The organism is Peteryoungia desertarenae (assembly GCF_005860795.2).
GTDB lineage: Bacteria > Pseudomonadota > Alphaproteobacteria > Rhizobiales > Rhizobiaceae > Allorhizobium > Allorhizobium desertarenae.
The window spans coordinates 160,001-177,476 of sequence record NZ_CP058350.1; the positions used below are offsets into that span (position 1 = coordinate 160,001).

Below are 17,476 nucleotides of genomic sequence, written 5' to 3' on the forward strand. Positions count from 1 at the left end.
AGGCAGGTCAGATCATCCTTGCGGACGAAATACATACCCCAGACAGCAGTCGGTACTGGATCGCTGAAAGTTACCAGCAGGCATTCGAGCGCGGCACCAGACCCGAAAGCTTCGACAAGGATTTCGTTCGCGCCTGGGTCGCCGAACGTTGCGACCCGTACAAGGACCCGATCCCCGAAATTCCGACCTCATTGATTGAGGAGACGTCCAGGGTCTATATTAGAGCCTACGAAGCAATCACCGGCCAAAGCTTTGTTCCCGACGACAGCGGTGAAACTCCGCTTGAAAGATTACGCGCCAATCTGGCTTCCTATTTCCCCGAAAGGTCATGACACTTGGGCAATGACGACAGACAGGCACGGATGATGCAGACTGCCAAGGGCGCCAAAACATCAGAGAAAAATCTCCCGCTGATACGCCGTCGCCCTCGTCGTACCGCTGAGGAAACCCGCGAGGAGATCCTCAACACGGCCGAAGCCCTATTTCGGATCAATGGCTATGTCAACACGTCCATCGCGGACATCGCCACGAAACTCGGCATGTCGCCTGCCAATGTCTTCAAGCATTTTCGGTCGAAGACAACCCTAATCGATGCGATCGGCGCGCGGACCATCAAGCGCTTGATGGCGGAGGCCTCCAGCCTCGACAAGAGCATTGCAGCACCGGATAGACTGAGGAACATGGTGCTTCAACTCAAAGACTGCCATATCCGTCAGCTCAGCGAACACCCCTTTATCTTCGAGGTCATTCTCGTCACGATCCGTGACGAATTGGAGTGTTCTGCACTCTATAACTCGATGATGGTCAACATCATCAAAGACATCATAGAAGCGGGGATTGCGGAGGGATTCTACCGGACGCAAGATGCCCGAAAAGCTGCGCAAACCGCTTACCTTGCACTCACTTCCGTCATGCATCCCGTCATGATCGTCAGCGAGGATGCAGACATTTTGGCAACACATTGCCACGATCTGGTCGATTTCATCAATGATGCGTTACGCTAGCAACTTGCTTAGTGACGATAGATAAATTACGTCACTTTTAGCGCTCGGATCGACGATCTGGCAGATTGCAACCAATAGCAATCCGCCTGCCTCTGCAATCCGATTTCCCGTGACAGGATAGCACGCGTTGGGGAGCGCCGGCTGTCCAGGGCACCTATATGCTTTGGAAGGCCAATGACGTTTCCCTTTGCTCAAACAGCAGCCCTTTTTGAAAGCTGGTCGATCCCGTTGTCGGTCATCATGGCCCTGCCCGTCGGTGTGCTTGGCGCTCTGGCTGCAGCGACCGTCTTTGGCCAGTCAAACGGTGTCTATTTCAAGGTTGGGCTATTGACGACCATCGGTCTTGCCGCGAAAGATCGCCAGACTGCAGGAGCAGAGCTGATGACCGCGACGCTCGAAGCCGCAAAGCTGCGCCTGCGCCCGATTGTCATGACCTCTCTCGCTTTCATTATGGGCGTCGTACCACTGGCAACTGCCACTGGTGCAGGTTCAGCGGCGCAGAATTCAATTGGCATCGGCGTCATGGGCGGTATGGTCGCCGCGACGGTGCTGGGCATTTTCTTCGTACCCTCGTTCTTTCTGATCATTCGCAGTCTAGCAAAACGTGCAAAACCGATATGAGGCCTGTCATAAGGATGCTTGACATAATATGCTATAAAGCATTGCGTAAATCATATGTATGGCTTACGCGACTATCGGCTGTAGATGAATTACATGCCCAAATGGCTCAAAAGAACGTCGACCAGAGTCAAAAGCTTAGGAACTCATGATGCCTTCCATTCGCGTAGCCGCTCCTCTTCTGATGCTTCTCCTTTCCGGATGTGTCGTGGGTCCAGACCATGAGACTCCAGCCACCGCCCTTCCGGTCAAATTTTCAGAAGGCTCCACCAAATCTGTTGGAGAGGTCACTCTCGCTCCTTGGTGGACGGCGTTCAACGACCGCCGCTTGAACGGTTATGTCGATCGTGGCATCGATCAAAACCTTTCGGTGCTCCAGGCCCTGGAACGCATCAATGCGGCGCAGGCAAGCTTCGATGCAGCTGACGCGGGCGCCTTCCCGCAGCTGAATGGCTCTCTCAGCCAAACGACTTCCGAGCAAACGGGACGAGGATCATTGTCGAGCAGAAGCGATGATACCACCTCGACATCGACAGCCGCGCTGAATGCATCTTGGATCCTCGACCTTTTCGGCCAGTATCGCCGCAGCAAGGAAAGCGCAAAGGCATCGCTCGACGCCGCCTATGCCAGCGCCGATGTTGCCAAACTGACCTTCCTGTCGAACGTTGTGACCGCCTACATCGACGCCCGCTATTTCCAGGAGCGGCTTGCAATTGCTCGCAAGAACCTTGCATCGCGAAGGGAAACTCTGGAGTTGACCAGACTGCAGCTCGAAGCGGGCGCCGCGTCACGTCTGGATGTTGTGCAGTCAGAAGGTCTGGTCAACTCGACCCTGGCGGAAATCCCGACCCTTGAGACAAACTTCCGCCGCTCGGCACATCGCATCGCTACATTGCTTGGGCTTCCTGCCTCCACCCTGATGGCCGAACTGCAAAAGGGTGCACCGCAGCCGATCCCGCGTCGCAGCATCAGCGCAGGCGTGCCCGCCGATCTGATCCGCAACCGTCCCGATATTCGCGCGGCAGAACGTCGGCTTGCTGCAGCCGTCGCGCAGATTGGCGTTAACGAAGCACAGCTTTATCCGTCGATTTCGCTCAGCGGCAACATCTCCAGCAGCATCATTGCGACGAGCGCCGTCAGTGGCGGCCTGACCCCCTGGTCCTTTGGGCCAAGCCTGAACCTGCCGATCTTCAACGGTGGTCGCTTGCAGGCGAATGTTGATATTGCCGAGTCTTCCGCACGTGAACAGTATCTGGCCTGGAAGCAGACGGTACTGGGTGCTGTGGAAGAGGTCGAGAATGCTTTGGCTTCGGTCAATCGCACGCGCCAGACCGTGAACGCCCTGACGGCAACCGTTCGCTCCTATGAGGAAGCCCTCAGCCTGTCGACGGCAAGTTATCGCGATGGCGCGTCTTCGCTCCTGGATGTGCTGGATGCTCAGCGCAACGTTTCTGCAGCTCAGGCAAACCTGGCCCAGGCCGTCCAGCAGATGGCGACCGATTACGTCAACTTGAATGTGGCGATCGGTGGCGGATATGATTTCGAGGCAAAGACCGCAAGGGCAATGTAATCATACCATTGACCCGTCGCAGGAAATTGGAACACCCGCCGGCCCTTATTACCGGCGGGTGTTTTTTCAGGTCGTTTGCAATGGTAAGCTCGATGCCATGACACGCTCGACAACGCCTTCACCGAGTTGGGCCAGCGCTTCATAATGAGCGCCTCTTGCGCTTGCGCGACGCCAGAAAAAGCCGATTTCTCGCTCGCCCTTCCAGCCTTCGAGTGTCAGCAATTGGACATTTTGTTCACGACTGAATTCTGAGCGCACGTAAAGCTCCGGAAAGAGCGACAATCCCATTTCGATCGACACCATCTGCCGAAGGGCATCAAGACTTGACCCTTCATAATCTTCGGTGATGATGGCTCCGGACAGAAGGGCCAGACTGCGCACCTCATCCAACAAACGGTGACCAGCCCCGAGTGTCAAAAGCTTTTCCCCTTTCAATTCTGAAACTGGAACGCTGGTCCGCCTGGCAAGCGGATGTTCGCATGGCACACCAAGAAAGATCCGCTCGCGACATATGCGACGAAACACAAACAGATCTTCCTGCTCGGGATTTGGGCCAAGTCCGCAATCCGCCTCTCCCTGAAGGATAATCTGTTCGAGCAGGCGAGGCCGGTCCTCGCGGATGTAGATCTTCAGCTCGCGATGCTGGCTATGCAGTATCGGCAGCAAATAGGGCAGGAAGTAGGGTCCGAAAGACGGAACGGCACCAAGGCGGATCGTTCCGCCCAAGTTCGCTTTCGAGCTGTTTGCCAGGACGAGAATCTCGTCGAGACCAGCGAGCGCAGTCTTGGCCGCCGAGATGACCTGCGCACCAACAGGTGTCGGAGCCACCTTGCCGGGTGCCCTTTCTATCAGGATGACCCCGAGCTGCTTTTCCAGTAGGGCGATTTGCACCGAAAGGGTCGGCTGCGAGACGTGACATCGCTTTGCAGCCTCACCGAAATGACCGGTCTCACCCACTGCGATAAGGTATTCGAGTTGTCGATGACTTGGACGAAAGGGCATCAAATCCTCATAGGGGAAATCTATCAATCTGATATAATCAATGAATTGGAACAATCGAATGTCAACAGACATATTGGTGAGGCAAGAAAGGAGACGACCAATGAAGCCTCTGCTGAAAGCTCTGAAGGCCCGCCACGCAATCGTTGCCGCCAAGATTGATGAAGAACAGCGCCAACCGACACCGGATGGCGTACGGGTGGGCGCGCTGAAAAAGATCAAGATGAGCTTGAAGGAACAGATCGCTATGTTGGAACGCGCGGAGACTGCATTCGCATCGGGCGCGAATGCAATCCGTGAACCTTTCCGCAAACCGAATCTCGCCGGCCGCTGAACGACCGCGGGGAAGTTGCACTCCACTTTCCTGCTTTGGCGAGATTTGACCGGCGGGGCCCCCTGCGCCCCGCCGGTTTATTTTTGTGGCAACCAAACGCAAGACGCCCGGGGCGACTAGCTCCGGGCGTCTTGCTTGATACTGAGTATGCGGGAAGATCAGTTCTTGGCGCGCTCGACGTAAGAATTGTCTTCGGTCGCGATGACCACTCGCACACCAGCATCGATATGTGGAGGCACCATGGTGCGAATCCCGTTCGACAGCATCGCCGGCTTGTAGGATGAGGAAGCCGTCTGCCCCTTCACGACCGGTTCCGTTTCTGTGATTTCAAGCGTCACGTGACGCGGCAGCTGGATCGCAAGAGCGACCCCCTCGTGCATCGACAGGATGCAGACCATGCCCTCTTGCAGATAGGCCTTCTGGTCACCCATGGTCTCGGCATCAACAACCACCTGGTCGTAGCTTTCCGGGTTCATGAAGTGGAAGCCTTCACCGTCTTCGTAAAGGAACTGATGGTTGACGTCCTCAACAAAGGCCCGCTCGACCTGCTCGGTCGTCCGCCAGCGCTCGGACACCTTCACGCCGTCAACGATGCGGCGCATATTGACCTGCGTGACCGGGGTTCCCTTTCCAGGGTGGAAGTTTTCAGCCGTGAGGACGACGTAGAGCTTGCCGTCGACATCGAGAACATTGCCCTTGCGGACCGAAGAGGCGATAACCTTGACCATCTGAATTCCTTGTATCTGCTGGTGACCCGTCGTAAAGGACGGTCGTCCCTGCTGACGTCTTCGAAATGCTTGGGCGCAACTAACCCAAATTCGTCAAAATAGCCAGCCCGTGTTGAAAGAAGGACCTAGAAAGCGGAATGACCGATGCCAGCCGTTCATCCCCTCAATGGTGGCAGCCATCGATCCACAGTGACCGCCGCCCGTTCCTCCTTGGCCGCAACCGCATCCAGTCAGCCCTGAGAGCCTATTTTGCCGAGGATGATTTCACCGAGGTCGATACGGCCAGCCTTCAGATCTCACCGGGGAATGAAGCTCACCTGCACGCCTTCGCCACTGAAGCGATCGGTAACGACGGCACCCACTCGGCACTTTATCTGCACACCTCGCCCGAATTCGCTTGTAAGAAGCTGCTTTCGGCCGGGGAAGAGCGCATTTTCTGTTTTGCCCATGTCTACCGCAACCGCGAGCGTGGGCCACTTCATCATCCCGAATTCACGATGCTCGAATGGTATCGCGTCGGCGAAAGCTATGAGCGACTGATGCAGGATTGTGCTTCCATGCTTGCCCTTGCTGCAGAAACAGCGGGGAGCCGTATGTTCTCCTATGGCGGCAAGAGCGTAGATCCCTTTGTCGCTCCCGAGCGGCTATCCGTTGCCGACGCCTTCGAGCAATTTGCCAAGATTGACCTTCTGTCGACGATCAGTCCGGACGGCGCCACAGATCGTGAAGCGCTGGCCGATGCACTGCGGTCCGTCGGCATCCGGATTGCAGCAGACGACACCTGGGCCGATCTTTTCAGCCGCGTCATTGTGGAGAAGGTCGAGCCCCGCTTGGGGATAGGACGCGCCACCATTCTAGACCGCTATCCCATTGCCGAAGCCGCCCTTGCACGCCCTTGCGCGGATGATCCACGCGTTGCCGAACGGTTTGAGCTTTACGCCTGCGGGGTCGAACTCGCAAACGCCTTCGGCGAACTGACAAACGCTGATGAGCAGCGACGCCGATTTGAAGCCGAAATGCAGGAGAAAATGCGTGTCTATGGCGAACGCTATCCTCTGGATGAGGACTTTCTCTCGGCTCTCGAAATCATGCCGCCAGCCTCGGGCATCGCGCTGGGCTTTGACAGACTGGCAATGCTGGCAACAGGAGCCCTGCGCATCGATCAGGTCATGTGGAGCCCGGTAGCGGAGGGACAGGGTGGCTGATCAACCCCTGCGCAGCGTCGACGATCTGATCAAAGCAGAACTGATCGGAGAGAACGAAAGGGCGGAGCTCTCTGCGCTGGAGAAGCGTTATGCCATCGCACTGACGCCGAGTGTTGCCAGACTGATAGACCGAGACGATCCTGATGACCCGATCGCCGCCCAATATCTGCCGCGGGTCGATGAACTCAAGGAACATCCCGATGAACGTGCCGATCCGATTGGCGATCAGCCCCATTCGCCGGTTGAGGGTATCGTTCACCGTTATCCAGATCGGGTCCTTCTGAAACTGGTTCACGTCTGTCCCGTTTATTGCCGCTTCTGCTTCCGCCGCGAAATGGTCGGACCACAGGGGGACGGCAACCTGACCAAGCAACAGCTGGCCACTGCGATCGATTACATCGCCAGCCAACAGAGAGTGTGGGAGGTCATCCTCACCGGCGGCGATCCTTTGATCCTGTCTCCGCGCCGCCTGCAGGATGTTGCGGAGCGTTTGAGCAAGATTGAGCATGTCAAGATCCTCAGGATTCACACCCGTGTCCCTGCGGTCGATCCAGCGCGCATTTCGGACGAGCTAATCGAGGCGCTCATTCAAAGCGAAAAGCTCGTATACCTCGCTCTTCACGCCAACCATCCGCGCGAGCTCACATCAGAGGTCCGGGCAGCATGTACGCGGCTGAAAAATGCGGGGGTTGTGCTCATCAGCCAGAGCGTGCTTCTGAAGGGTGTGAATGACGACGCGGATACCCTTGCCGAACTGATGCGCGCCTTTGTTGAGACAGGCATCAACCCCTACTACCTGCATCACCCTGACATGGCACCGGGCACCTCGCATTTTCGGCTGACAATCGCCGAAGGCCAGGCACTGATGCGTCAGTTGCGTGCCCGTGTCTCGGGCCTTTGCATCCCGCAATACATACTCGACCTGCCGGGTGGGCATGGGAAAGTTGCCCTTGGCGAGAATGCCTGGAAGGAAGTTGCCCCAGAACGATACAGCATCCTGGATCGTCATGGGATGGAACATCTCTATCCCTAGAGAAATCGGGATTCACAGGATGTTCTCTCGTCAATCTGACCAGAATTGCATCACGCAAACACCCGACACGTTAAAGTTTTAAGGGTTGGATTAGCGAAAACTTCGTCTTTCCTCTGTAAGAAATCACTCAACATGCCTGCGATGAATGCTGAGGAAGGAAGTTCGATGAACGAAACAATTCGCGCACTTTTGGGCAAGGTCGGCGGTCTGCCGGTCGCTGTCGAGACAATCGAAGATAACGCGGACCTCTATGCTGTCGGGCTTTCGTCCTTTGCTTCCGTTCAGTTGATGCTGGGCCTGGAAGACTCCTTTGACATTGAGTTCCCCGACCATCTTCTGAACCGCAAGTCATTCGCCAGCATCCAGGCGATCGAAACCACCGTTCAGACCATTCTCGGGGAACGAAAGGTCGCCTGATGGACCTCTCCGGCAAAACGATCGACACGAGCCTCAAGGCTCGGGCAGCACGGGTTGCCGCCGCTGCTGCGCCCCATGCGGACGACGTGGACAAGGCTGGCCGCTTCCCCCGCGAGGCGATCGACGCGATGAAGGCCGAAGGGCTTCTCGGCATTCAGATCCCGGTGGACTGCGGTGGTGAAGGCCGCTCGATATCCGAAATTGCAGAACTCTGCACGATCATCGCGCAGGCATGCTCGGCAAGTGCGATGATCTTTGCGATGCACCAGATCAAGGTATCGAGCCTCGTTTCGCACGGCGTCGAGGCTGAATGGCATCGCCAATTCATGCGCCGCATCTGCTCGGAACAACTGCTGCTGGGATCGGCGACGACGGAAGGCGGGATCGGCGGAAATCTGCGCAATTCGATCTGCGCGATTGAGGTGGAAGGCGACCGATGCCGGCTGGAAAAGGACGCAACCGTCATTTCCTACGGCAAGCAAGCGGACGCCATCCTCATCACGTCGCGCGCCCACAAGGATGCGCCGCCGACCGATCAGGTGATGACTGTCTTCCTGAAGGACCAGTACACGCTGGAGCAGACCCATGTCTGGGATACCCTTGGCATGCGCGGCACATGCTCCGATGGCTTCCTGTTCAAGGGCGAGGCGCCGGCAGAACAGATCCTGCCGAAACCCTTCGCTGAAATTGCAGCTCAGTCGATGCTGGCAAGTTCGCACCTTCTCTGGAGTGCCCTCTGGTACGGGATCGCCGTCGACGCTTTCACCAAGGCGCAGACCTTTGTCCGCAACGCCGCCCGCAAGGCCCCCGGCTCGCAGCCGCCAGGTCTGGTTCAGCTTGCCGAAATGTCGAGCCAGTTGCAGGTGATACGATCCAACATTCAAGCTGGCTTGAAGAGCTACGAAGATGCGCTGAAGGATCATGACCGCTTGTCATCCATGGGCTTTGCCGTCGCCATGAACAACGTCAAGATCGCGTCCTCCGAAATGATCCTGCCAGTCATCCATCAGGCGCTGAGGATCTGCGGCATCATGGGCTACAAGAACGGCACGCCTTTCAGCCTCGGCAGGCACCTGCGGGATGCCCACTCGGCAGAATTGATGATTTCAAACGACCGCATCCTCGGCAATACGTCGACAATGCTGCTGGTCCATAGACAAGAAACCGGACTTCTGGGGTAATCAACATGGATATGCAGGTAAGCTTCCTCGACCGCCTTTTTGAAAGCGGACTGCTGATCGAGACGGGCGTCGATGGCCTTTACGGCCGCAGTGGGCAGTTTGAGGATGTGATTGCCGCATTCGAACGGCTGATTGACCGCTACGGTGCTGCAGATGGCGCAGAAGCGATCCGCTTTCCTCCCGGCATGAACCGGGCCTACTTCGAAAAAAGCGGTTACATGAAGAGCTTTCCGCAGCTTGCAGGCACTGTTCATTCCTTCTGCGGCAACGACCACGACCATCTTGGTCTCCTGCAATGCATGGAGGAAGGCAAGGACTGGACGACGGAGCAGAAGGCGACAGACATCGCCCTCACCCCGGCTGCCTGCTATCCGCTGTATCCGACAATCGCCAAGCGTGGACCGCTTCCGGCCAAAGGTGGTCTCTTCGACCTGCAATCCTATTGCTTCCGCCATGAACCCTCCAAGGACCCGGCACGTCAGCAGCTCTTCCGTATGCGGGAATATGTCTGCATGGGCACGGAAGCCGACGTGACCGCCTTCCGCCAGACATGGATGGACCGCGGCGTCGAAATGATGAAATCCGTGGGTCTTGATGTTGAAATCGATGTGGCCAACGACCCCTTCTTTGGCCGCGCAGGGCGTCTGCTGGCCAACAACCAACGCGATCAGAACCTGAAGTTCGAGCTTCTCATCCCGGTGACGTCGCAGACGAACAAAACGGCCTGCATGAGCTTCAACTATCATCAGGACGCCTTTGGCACGAAATGGGGCCTCTCTCTTGCGGATGGCTCCGTCGCGCACACGGCCTGCGTCGGTTGGGGTCTTGAGCGAATTGCCCTTGCCCTGTTCGCCAAGCATGGTCTCGATGTAAACATCTGGCCGGAGAATGTCCGAAGGACCCTCTGGGGCTGATCCCGAAATGTCTGCAGTCTTTCCCGCACTGAGCCCGGTGGGCCACAAGCCGCATCCACTGCATTCGAGCGAGCGGATGTGGCCGGAAACCAATTGCTATGTCGACCTCTGGATCGAGGCCCTTCAGGCCCATGGGGTGGAACCATTGGCGATGCTGGGCTTCACCCTGACCCAGGACTTCGAGGGCGACCAGTTCACCTTCTTCAAGGTCCCACTCGAGGATCTTGAAGACCTATACAAGATCAGGGTCACTGAATTGGCAATCTTCGATCGTGTCGAAGCCCATGCGCTGGAACAGATTTCCCGCGGGCGACTCTGCCTCGTGGAGATGGACAGCTACTATATGCCCGACACACAGGGCGTCGGCTATCGTAACGAGCACGGCAAGACGACGGTCGGCATCAATCGGCTGGATCTGACCGGACGCTCCATGGAATACTTCCATAATGGCGGCTATTTCCGTCTGGAGGGTGAAGACTTCGAGGGTGTGTTCCACCTGAATACATCGGAGACCGCAATTCCCTTCCTGCCTTATACAGAATTTGCAAAATTTCCCGCTGAACCGACGTCCACGAAACATCAACGCGAAATCGCGGACCGATTGCTGAAACGTCATTTTGCAAGGCGTCCGGATGAAAATCCGATCAGGGCCTTCGCGTCAGTCTTCCCGCAGCAAGTGGCGGCGGTGGCCGAGAGACCCTTTGATTTCTTTCATAAATACGCCTTCAACACGCTACGCCAATTCGGCGCCAATTTCGAACTTCTGGCCGCTCACCTGAGCTGGCTTGATGCCGTACGCCATGAGGCGTCGATCGCCGCAGCTCTTGCCGTCAGCGAAAATGCCAAGACCGTCCAGTTCCAGTTGGCGCGTGCGGTCGCGCGAAAGAAGTTCGAGCCCCTCGCATCAGCCCTTGATCCGGCGGTCGCGGCGTGGGATCGCTTGATGGAGGATCTGGGCACAAGGCTCGGCTGAGGGGACCCACATGGCAGCAGGCACGATCTACCTTGGAGCGGACATAAGGCCGCTCGAACAGGGATGGCGCATGCTGGTAACCGAGGCAGGTCGCTACACGGAGCCCTCCGAACTTCATCGCCTGGCCGTGCGCATTCCGGCAACAGTTCCCGGCACAGTCGCAGCTGCTCTCGCTGACGCAGGTCTTTTCGATCCGGAAAACCCTACGTCACTGCACGACAAGGATGCCTGGTATATCCGCTCGCTTGAGGGGGAGAACCCGGGTCCCGCAGTTCTTCGTTTCGAAGGTCTCGCCACATTCGCCGAGATCTATATCAACGGCGAACTTCGCCTTTCCTGTAACAGCATGTTCGAGGCCTTCGATCTGGAACTGGACCTGACCGGTCATGACGAGCTGGCCATCTGTTTCCGCGCTCTGACACCGCATCTTGAAAAACGCGGTCCCCGCGCCCGCTGGCGACAGCAACTCGTCGACCACCAGGGGTTCCGGATGATCCGCACCAGTCTTCTGGGGCGCATGCCCGGCTGGTGCCCCGAGATCCATCCGCTTGGGCCCTACCGCCCGATCTCGCTGATCCGCAAGGGTCAGCTTGAGCTGGCAGGCCTCACCATCCGCACCGATCTGCTGGAAGACGGGACAGGTACCGCCAAGGTCGCTTTCAACGCGAGCTCGTCAGAGGTCGAGCTTGTACTCGACTGCGGCGGATACAAGGGAGCGTTCCAACCGCAGCCTGACGGGCGATTGGTGGCGAGCCTTTCAATCCCGGATGCTGAACCGTGGTGGCCGAGGACCCATGGCAAGCCGTGTCTTCATGAACTGGGGCTGACAGTTGATGGACAACGTCACTCACTCGGCCTGATTGGGTTTCGAAGGATCGAGGTGGACAAGGGCCCAGACGGCCAGGGCTTCGCGTTGAAGATCAATGGCGAACGCATCTTTTGCCGGGGTGCTGTCTGGACAAATGCCGACATTCTGCGCCTCCCAGGTTTTTCCGAGCACTACGCCCCCTGGCTTCTAAAAGCTGCGGAAGCAAACATGAACATGATCCGCATTGGCGGAACCATGACTTATGAGAGCCGCGATTTCTTCCGACTTTGCGACCAGCTCGGCATCCTCGTCTGGCAGGATCTGATGCTTGCCAATTACGATTATCCGGTGAAGGACGAGTTGTTCCTCAACGGCTTGAAGGAGGAAGTTCGGCAGCGGCTGACGGACCTTCAGGGACATCCATCACTCGCCGTCATCTGCGGCGGCAGCGAGGTCTTCCAGCAAGGGGCGATGCTAGGTCTGCCTGAAAACGTCTGGAAGAGCCCTCTCTTCACCGAGATTTTGCCGCAACTGGCATCTGGTCTGCGCCCGGACTGCGTCTATGTCGCCAATTCACCCTGCGACGGGCCCATGCCCTTTTCGCCCAATCGAGGCGTGACGCATTATTATGGTGTTGGCGCCTATCAGCGCCCGCTTGACGATGTCCGCCGGGCAAATGTTCGCTTTGCCGCCGAATGTCTCGCCTTTGCCCATGTCCCGCAACAGCAGACCCTTGACCGCCATCTGCCTGTCGCACCCGTTCATGACCCGCGCTGGAAGGCACGGGTCCCGCGCGACCGTAATGCATCCTGGGATTTCGAAGACATTCGCGACCACTATGTTGAACGGCTATACGATCTCGACGCCGCCCGCCTTAGACGCGAAGATCTCGCCCGCCATCTCGACCATTCACGAGCGGTGACAGCAGAGATCATGACCGAGGTCATGGCAGAGTGGCGTCGCGCAGGTTCGGATTGCGGCGGCGCGCTCACCTGGACTTTCCAGGATTTGGTCCCGGGTCCCGGCTGGGGCCTGATCGATGCGACAGGAGAGCCCAAATCACCCTGGTATGCGCTTCGCCGTGCCTTCAGGCCCGTGCAGTTGAACCTCTTGGACGAAGGCACCAACGGCCTCGACATTCATATCCTCAATGATACTGCGGAGACCCTGGTTTCCAATCTTGAGCTAACTTGCCTTCGTGACGGACGACAGGTCGTCGTCTCGGGTCGCCGAGCATTGGAAGTCGCACCACGAGGAGCTGTGCGATTTGCCGCCACCGACATCTTCGGAGCCTTCTTTGACACGACCTATGCCTTCCGCTTCGGACCACCGTCGCACGACGTGACAATCGCCCGCCTGCTTGACAGTGAAAGTCAGATCATAGCTGAAGCCTTCCAGTTCCCTCTGGGCAGGAGCCGTGCCATGCACGCCGCCGAGTTAACGGCTCAATTGGTGGAGACTGACGGTATGTTCTGGCTCCAGATTGAAGCCGACAGATTGGCGCAATCTGTTCATATCGAATGTGAAACGCATCGCCCCGAGGATGACTGGTTCCACTGCGCGCCGCATGCGCCACGCGTGATACGGCTCTTGCCACGCAATATCACTTCATCTTCGACGCGGCCCACCGGCCATATCCACCAGCTCGGCAGCCGATCAACAACAAGCTTCTGACGTGGATTGTCAGAGCCCGCGACCGGCAAAGAGGAAACGGGAAAGCAGGCCGGTCAAGAACGACACTCGTTTCGGAAGACGGGCCAGCAATCCTTCTATTACCGGCCTGTCACTGTCAGGGAAGGCTTTGAACAGTCTCAGTCCGATCGGATAGGCAACAATACCCGCAAGAATCGCCAACACGAGGCCTATGAGACCAGTCAAGCCTTCCAGAACCATATATGCGGCTATAGCCGTAAGAAGTGCGGCACCCATTATGCGTAGAAGCTGCGGACCGAGACTTGCGAGACTGCCATCAAACTCCATGATCTTGAACATCAGACCAATCATGACGATGAGGCTGAGGATACGGACGATGGCAGCCCCCTCCCCTGCCCACGTCGGAATGAGCAGAAACGAGCCCGCAACCGTGATGACCGCCCCCGCAACACTGATCATCAGACGTGCCTTGATCCGATCCTGCGACAACAGATATTGCGTACAAAGGGCCGCAAGGACATAAAGCGGGGCCACCATCGCGAGCAGCACGAGAATAGTCCCGCTTTCGGCAAAGGCTGGACCGAAAACCGCAGTCACGAGCCGAGGCGCAACGACAGCGAGACCGAAGCTCAGAGGCAGGGTGATATAGGCGAGGTTCCGCAGGACATTGGCAAAGGTCATAGCAGGCAACCGGCGATGTCCAGCCTTCTGCATTTGCTCCGAATAATAAGGCAGTAGGCTTCCCGTCAGCTGAACTGGCAACTGGAGCGCCAGATTGGCCAGCGACAGTGCTACGGCATAGTAGCCGACCATTTCGACCCCGTGGAACCGCTCTAGAAACAAGAGCTCAAGACGGTTGAGAAAGACCGAGTCGACGACATACATCACCGAAAGAATTGTCGAAGAGCCGGCAAGATAGCGGGAGGACAAGCCGCAATTGTCGGCGCGGTAGCGCAACAGGCCGAGGGTGTAGAAAAACTGCAGTGTAAAACCGAAGACATAGCCCAAAAGAGCGCCTGGTATGCCGAAAAAGACGGCACCCAGAACGACAGCGGTCAGTTGCAGCAGTCCCGCCGCAAGCGACATCTTGAAGAAGGTGCCGACCTCCTGCTCGCCCAGCAGCACATTCTTCGAATAGGCACCGATCGACTGGACGATAATCAAAAGCCCCGTGATCGCGGCAACGCTTGGCGCACTGGTTGCCCAGTGTTCATGGTCTGCCATCCAGACATAGCCGCCATAAACCGCAACGATGATCAGCGTCGCGATGATCACCGGACGCAGCATGAAGGCGGCAAAACCGCGCCGCTCGGCGAGAGAACGGTTCTGCCCCTTTAATTGCGGTAGAAGCCGCAAAAGGGTGACGCCAGTACCAAGTTCTGCGATCAGCGCAGCCGTGAGCGCCAGCCAGAGAGAAAAGGCGATTGTTCCACTTGCGGCGGGACCGAGCAGCCGCGCGGTGACAATCGAGCAGATGAAACCGATCAAGAGCAATGTAAGCCCGGCAGCTGCATTGAGAGCCGAGTTCGCAACAACCCGATGGCTCATGGCGAAGGTCCGGATGCTTCCAGACCAAACAGCCGCTCAACCGTTTCTTCCCAGTCCAGAATCGATGAAACGTCGATACTGTTGCGATCGTAGGACATGGCGCATCGGAATGCGGCAAGCATGGAAGCGGCTTCACCGGGTCGATAGCCACTGACATGATCGCGACCGGTCGCTGCGAAGTCTGGCGCAACAATCGGTAGACGACAATAGCTGTACTGGATCATTTTCAGGCTCGACTGGCTGAGATAGTCGGCATCCTTACTGGGTCGGTAGGACGCAAGGCCGATATCGGCAAACTTGATGAAGGGTACAATTGCAGAAAACGGTACTTCGCCATGCACCACGATGTTGGAGCGCATCTGGCTGGGCTTTGCGTTGCGCCCAAAGACGTGAAAGTTCCATTCGGGAAATGATACTGACAGGACATCGATCAGTTCAGGATCAAACAGCATGTCACCGACGCTGATTGCGTTTCGCTCAGAAGCATAGGGATTGGACGAGGACTGGTCGAACTCGGCCTTGCTGATGCCATGCGGCAGATAGAGGATCGGCGCATCGGTGGAAAAGTCTGAGCGCAGTGCTTCCGCCATGATGTGCACGAGATCGTAGCTTTGCAGCGTACGACCGAGTTCTTTCTCGATCACTGGGTGTGCGGAAATTGTCCGAAGACGATCTGCCGCATGATAGATGAAGCGCGCCTTCTGAGCGAGATTGCGCAATCGAGACGTAAGCAGCGGGCTGGGACCACTCTCTATGAGGATATGACTGTAATCGGTCAACCGTTCTGTCAGGGCGCGCGGCAGGAAAAGCCCGTATCGTGCAAAGATGGGACCGGATAGCCGATTGAGCAACGGGAGGCGCAGATTGATCGGATGAAAAGGTGCAACCCAGACGAATTGCTCAAGACGGTCGCCAAGCCTAACCCAACGATTGGACGGGCGCCGCCTTGCTTCTTGATAGCGTCCATCCCTGATGAGCCGACTGATAGGGCTAAGCCGGCAAATAAGGAAATCCACATGGTCACCACGCGCCCGCAGCGCATCCGCCATGAAATGCAGGTCGACCTTGCGGGCTGAGTCCGCGAAGTGATGGCCGGTGACGATCAGAACACGCCGCATCGCAGAAGCTGACGTCATGGGCGGCTCGCCTTCAAAGCCTCGGAGTAGACGGCGATATGCCTCTGGGTCACGTCAGCCCAGCCATGGGTGGCTGCGGCTTGCATCACCGCACCGCGCACTTTTTGCGGATCCTCAACAAGGCGCCGATAGGCGGCCTCGATAGCGGTCGCCGCTGTCTCCGGTTCGGAAAAGTCGGTGATCTGGACATCAGCATGGCGTCGCTGCAAAGCCAAGTAGGCCTCATTGCCGTGAAGCACGGGCAGTAGTCCGGCACTCATCGCTTCAACGGCGACAAGTCCGAAACCTTCATAGTCGGAGGCGGAAGCAAAAAGACTGTTGCGGGCAAGAAGACTGCGGATCTGATCATTCTCCAGCCCGACGTGGACGGAAACATGTTGATCCAGAGCACGGCGTTTTACATTCTCAGCTATGTCGGTCTCGGTCCAGTCGGAGGGTGCTCCTACGATATCAAGATGCCATTGGCGATCTCTCTGCACGAGCACGCTTAGGCTGTCGAGCAGGTGATCAAGGCGCTTGTTGGAGGAGAAACGTCCAACCGTCACAATGCTGCGTCGCGGCTCCCTTGACGCAGCATCAACAAACTTTGCCACATCGACGCCATTTTCGATCATGACAGCTCGCCCGGCCGCAATCGGCTGAAACATCTCCAGGTCAGATTGGCTGCAACATATGACCGATTGATACCCTGTCGCGGAAAGGCGTGTGGCAGTAGAAAACCAGATCCGCTTCAGTGCAGCGTATTTCTTTGTGTGAAAAAACCCCCCATGCGTTGTGGCAACCAGTGGTTTTCCATGCAGCATTCGGGTCCACGCTAACGCGTCGAAGAAGAAATCAACCCCATGCACGTGCACCAGATCGGCATCACGAATGTGACGGAACACCTGCGGGGCGATCGGGTAGCGACTGCTGCCACGCCAGGGAATACGAACGACGCCAACTGAGCCAACCTGCTCCCACTTCGGCAATGTTTTTTCTGGCTGACGAAAGAGCCTGTCAAGGGTCACAACACGGACCCGATATCCATGGTGCTGCAGGTTGGCAGACAGATTGGCAACCACATCTTCAAGCCCGCCCCTGCTGGGTGCATACTGCCGGACAACATGAACGATCAGTGGGCTGAGGGGCGCGCTGGAATACACACCGTCCTCATGAGGATTTTCGCCCTGCATTCTGTACCTTTGGATAAAGACTTGGCAGCGGCGAAAACATCTTCGCCGTCACCTTTCGAGTATCATCAAACTCTTAATGACCCGTATGTGGCCTGGTGGATTCCCCTCATATTGATCAGTTGTTAACCATGCTCTGCAATAGTCTCAAGATGCTACGGCGGTCTCTTCAGGGACAGCGCAAGC

The 17,476-nt window shown here is 57.2% G+C and carries 16 protein-coding genes and 1 pseudogene (1 of these 17 only partly in view); 12 read left to right on the forward strand and 5 right to left on the reverse strand.

The genetic code is table 11. The features are described from left to right. The 4 genes and pseudogenes from FE840_RS00735 to FE840_RS00750 form a co-directional block, all read left to right on the forward strand. Positions 1–332: the 3' end of a phosphoribosylaminoimidazolesuccinocarboxamide synthase gene (locus FE840_RS00735; RefSeq protein WP_138288906.1), read on the forward strand. The gene continues 622 nt to the left of window position 1, outside the view; only the last 332 of its 954 coding nucleotides appear in the window; the start codon falls outside the window, past its left edge; the stop codon is at positions 330–332. Positions 333–362: 30 nt separating this feature from the next. After that, complete coding sequence (locus tag FE840_RS00740; RefSeq protein ID WP_246318814.1) at positions 363–1,004, forward strand: TetR/AcrR family transcriptional regulator; 642 nt, start codon at positions 363–365, stop codon at positions 1,002–1,004. 192 nt (positions 1,005–1,196) lie between these two features. Beyond that, positions 1,197–1,625: pseudogene (locus tag FE840_RS00745) on the forward strand (efflux RND transporter permease subunit); the annotation flags it as partial. 148 nt (positions 1,626–1,773) lie between these two features. Then, entirely contained in the window at positions 1,774–3,192 is a 1,419-nt protein-coding gene (locus FE840_RS00750) for an efflux transporter outer membrane subunit (RefSeq protein ID WP_138288905.1), read from the forward strand. A gap of 66 nt (positions 3,193–3,258) precedes the next feature. On the opposite strand, the gene FE840_RS00755 is transcribed toward FE840_RS00750, so the two are convergent. Beyond that, the gene (locus FE840_RS00755; RefSeq protein WP_138288904.1) at positions 3,259–4,194 is read right to left on the reverse strand and encodes a LysR substrate-binding domain-containing protein; all 936 of its coding nucleotides are present in this window, start codon (positions 4,192–4,194) and stop codon (positions 3,259–3,261) included. 100 nt (positions 4,195–4,294) lie between these two features. Here FE840_RS00755 and FE840_RS00760 point away from each other — a divergent pair, with 100 nt between their 5' ends. After that, entirely contained in the window at positions 4,295–4,525 is a 231-nt protein-coding gene (locus FE840_RS00760; protein WP_171033789.1) for a YdcH family protein, read from the forward strand. 158 nt (positions 4,526–4,683) lie between these two features. On the opposite strand, the gene efp is transcribed toward FE840_RS00760, so the two are convergent. Beyond that, on the reverse strand, positions 4,684–5,253 hold the full coding sequence (gene efp / locus FE840_RS00765) for an elongation factor P (RefSeq protein ID WP_138288902.1): 570 nt from the start codon (positions 5,251–5,253) through the stop codon (positions 4,684–4,686). A 137-nt stretch (positions 5,254–5,390) separates the two neighbouring features. On the opposite strand from efp, the gene epmA reads away from it, so the two are divergent. The 7 genes from epmA (at position 5,391) to FE840_RS00800 (ending at position 13,458) form a co-directional block, all read left to right on the forward strand. Continuing rightward, complete coding sequence (gene epmA, locus FE840_RS00770) at positions 5,391–6,458, forward strand: EF-P lysine aminoacylase EpmA (protein WP_138288901.1); 1,068 nt, start codon at positions 5,391–5,393, stop codon at positions 6,456–6,458. Continuing rightward, entirely contained in the window at positions 6,451–7,491 is a 1,041-nt protein-coding gene (locus tag FE840_RS00775; protein WP_138288900.1) for a lysine-2,3-aminomutase-like protein, read from the forward strand. Before epmA ends, FE840_RS00775 begins: the two co-directional genes overlap by 8 nt. A gap of 165 nt (positions 7,492–7,656) precedes the next feature. Then, entirely contained in the window at positions 7,657–7,908 is a 252-nt protein-coding gene (locus FE840_RS00780) for an acyl carrier protein (protein WP_138288899.1), read from the forward strand. After that, a complete protein-coding gene (locus FE840_RS00785) occupies positions 7,908–9,089 on the forward strand; it encodes an acyl-CoA dehydrogenase family protein (protein ID WP_138288898.1) in 1,182 nt (393 codons plus the stop codon). Before FE840_RS00780 ends, FE840_RS00785 begins: the two co-directional genes overlap by 1 nt. A 5-nt stretch (positions 9,090–9,094) precedes the next feature. Beyond that, positions 9,095–10,003 (forward strand): amino acid--[acyl-carrier-protein] ligase, encoded by a 909-nt coding sequence (locus FE840_RS00790; protein ID WP_138288897.1) that lies wholly within the window; start codon positions 9,095–9,097, stop codon positions 10,001–10,003. A gap of 7 nt (positions 10,004–10,010) precedes the next feature. Then, the gene (locus FE840_RS00795; protein WP_138288896.1) at positions 10,011–10,976 is read left to right on the forward strand and encodes a DUF1839 family protein; all 966 of its coding nucleotides are present in this window, start codon (positions 10,011–10,013) and stop codon (positions 10,974–10,976) included. Positions 10,977–10,986: 10 nt separating this feature from the next. Then, the gene (locus FE840_RS00800) at positions 10,987–13,458 is read left to right on the forward strand and encodes a glycosyl hydrolase 2 galactose-binding domain-containing protein (RefSeq protein ID WP_138288895.1); all 2,472 of its coding nucleotides are present in this window, start codon (positions 10,987–10,989) and stop codon (positions 13,456–13,458) included. Positions 13,459–13,467: 9 nt separating this feature from the next. On the opposite strand, the gene FE840_RS00805 is transcribed toward FE840_RS00800, so the two are convergent. The 3 genes from FE840_RS00805 to FE840_RS00815 are packed head-to-tail and all read right to left on the reverse strand — an operon-like array spanning position 13,468 to position 17,263. Beyond that, complete coding sequence (locus tag FE840_RS00805) at positions 13,468–14,985, reverse strand: oligosaccharide flippase family protein (RefSeq protein ID WP_138288894.1); 1,518 nt, start codon at positions 14,983–14,985, stop codon at positions 13,468–13,470. Continuing rightward, the gene (locus FE840_RS00810) at positions 14,982–16,121 is read right to left on the reverse strand and encodes a GumK N-terminal domain-containing glycosyltransferase (RefSeq protein WP_138288893.1); all 1,140 of its coding nucleotides are present in this window, start codon (positions 16,119–16,121) and stop codon (positions 14,982–14,984) included. The genes FE840_RS00805 and FE840_RS00810 overlap by 4 nt, the downstream gene beginning before the upstream one ends. Next, the gene (locus FE840_RS00815; protein WP_246318815.1) at positions 16,118–17,263 is read right to left on the reverse strand and encodes a glycosyltransferase family 4 protein; all 1,146 of its coding nucleotides are present in this window, start codon (positions 17,261–17,263) and stop codon (positions 16,118–16,120) included. Before FE840_RS00815 ends, FE840_RS00810 begins: the two co-directional genes overlap by 4 nt. Positions 17,264–17,476: the final 213 nt, after the last annotated feature.

What these genes read in the sequence shown, in the direction of transcription:
- FE840_RS00740 (WP_246318814.1), top strand. Translation starts at nt 363, where the DNA reads ATGATGCAGACTGCCAAGGGCGCCAAAACATCAGAGAAAAATCTCCCG.
- FE840_RS00750 (WP_138288905.1), top strand. Translation starts at nt 1,774, where the DNA reads ATGCCTTCCATTCGCGTAGCCGCTCCTCTTCTGATGCTTCTCCTTTCC.
- FE840_RS00755 (WP_138288904.1), bottom strand. Translation starts at nt 4,194, where the DNA reads ATGCCCTTTCGTCCAAGTCATCGACAACTCGAATACCTTATCGCAGTG.
- FE840_RS00760 (WP_171033789.1), top strand. Translation starts at nt 4,295, where the DNA reads ATGAAGCCTCTGCTGAAAGCTCTGAAGGCCCGCCACGCAATCGTTGCC.
- efp (WP_138288902.1), bottom strand. Translation starts at nt 5,253, where the DNA reads ATGGTCAAGGTTATCGCCTCTTCGGTCCGCAAGGGCAATGTTCTCGAT.
- epmA (WP_138288901.1), top strand. Translation starts at nt 5,391, where the DNA reads ATGACCGATGCCAGCCGTTCATCCCCTCAATGGTGGCAGCCATCGATC.
- FE840_RS00780 (WP_138288899.1), top strand. Translation starts at nt 7,657, where the DNA reads ATGAACGAAACAATTCGCGCACTTTTGGGCAAGGTCGGCGGTCTGCCG.
- FE840_RS00785 (WP_138288898.1), top strand. Translation starts at nt 7,908, where the DNA reads ATGGACCTCTCCGGCAAAACGATCGACACGAGCCTCAAGGCTCGGGCA.
- FE840_RS00790 (WP_138288897.1), top strand. Translation starts at nt 9,095, where the DNA reads ATGGATATGCAGGTAAGCTTCCTCGACCGCCTTTTTGAAAGCGGACTG.
- FE840_RS00795 (WP_138288896.1), top strand. Translation starts at nt 10,011, where the DNA reads ATGTCTGCAGTCTTTCCCGCACTGAGCCCGGTGGGCCACAAGCCGCAT.
- FE840_RS00800 (WP_138288895.1), top strand. Translation starts at nt 10,987, where the DNA reads ATGGCAGCAGGCACGATCTACCTTGGAGCGGACATAAGGCCGCTCGAA.
- FE840_RS00805 (WP_138288894.1), bottom strand. Translation starts at nt 14,985, where the DNA reads ATGAGCCATCGGGTTGTTGCGAACTCGGCTCTCAATGCAGCTGCCGGG.
- FE840_RS00810 (WP_138288893.1), bottom strand. Translation starts at nt 16,121, where the DNA reads ATGACGTCAGCTTCTGCGATGCGGCGTGTTCTGATCGTCACCGGCCAT.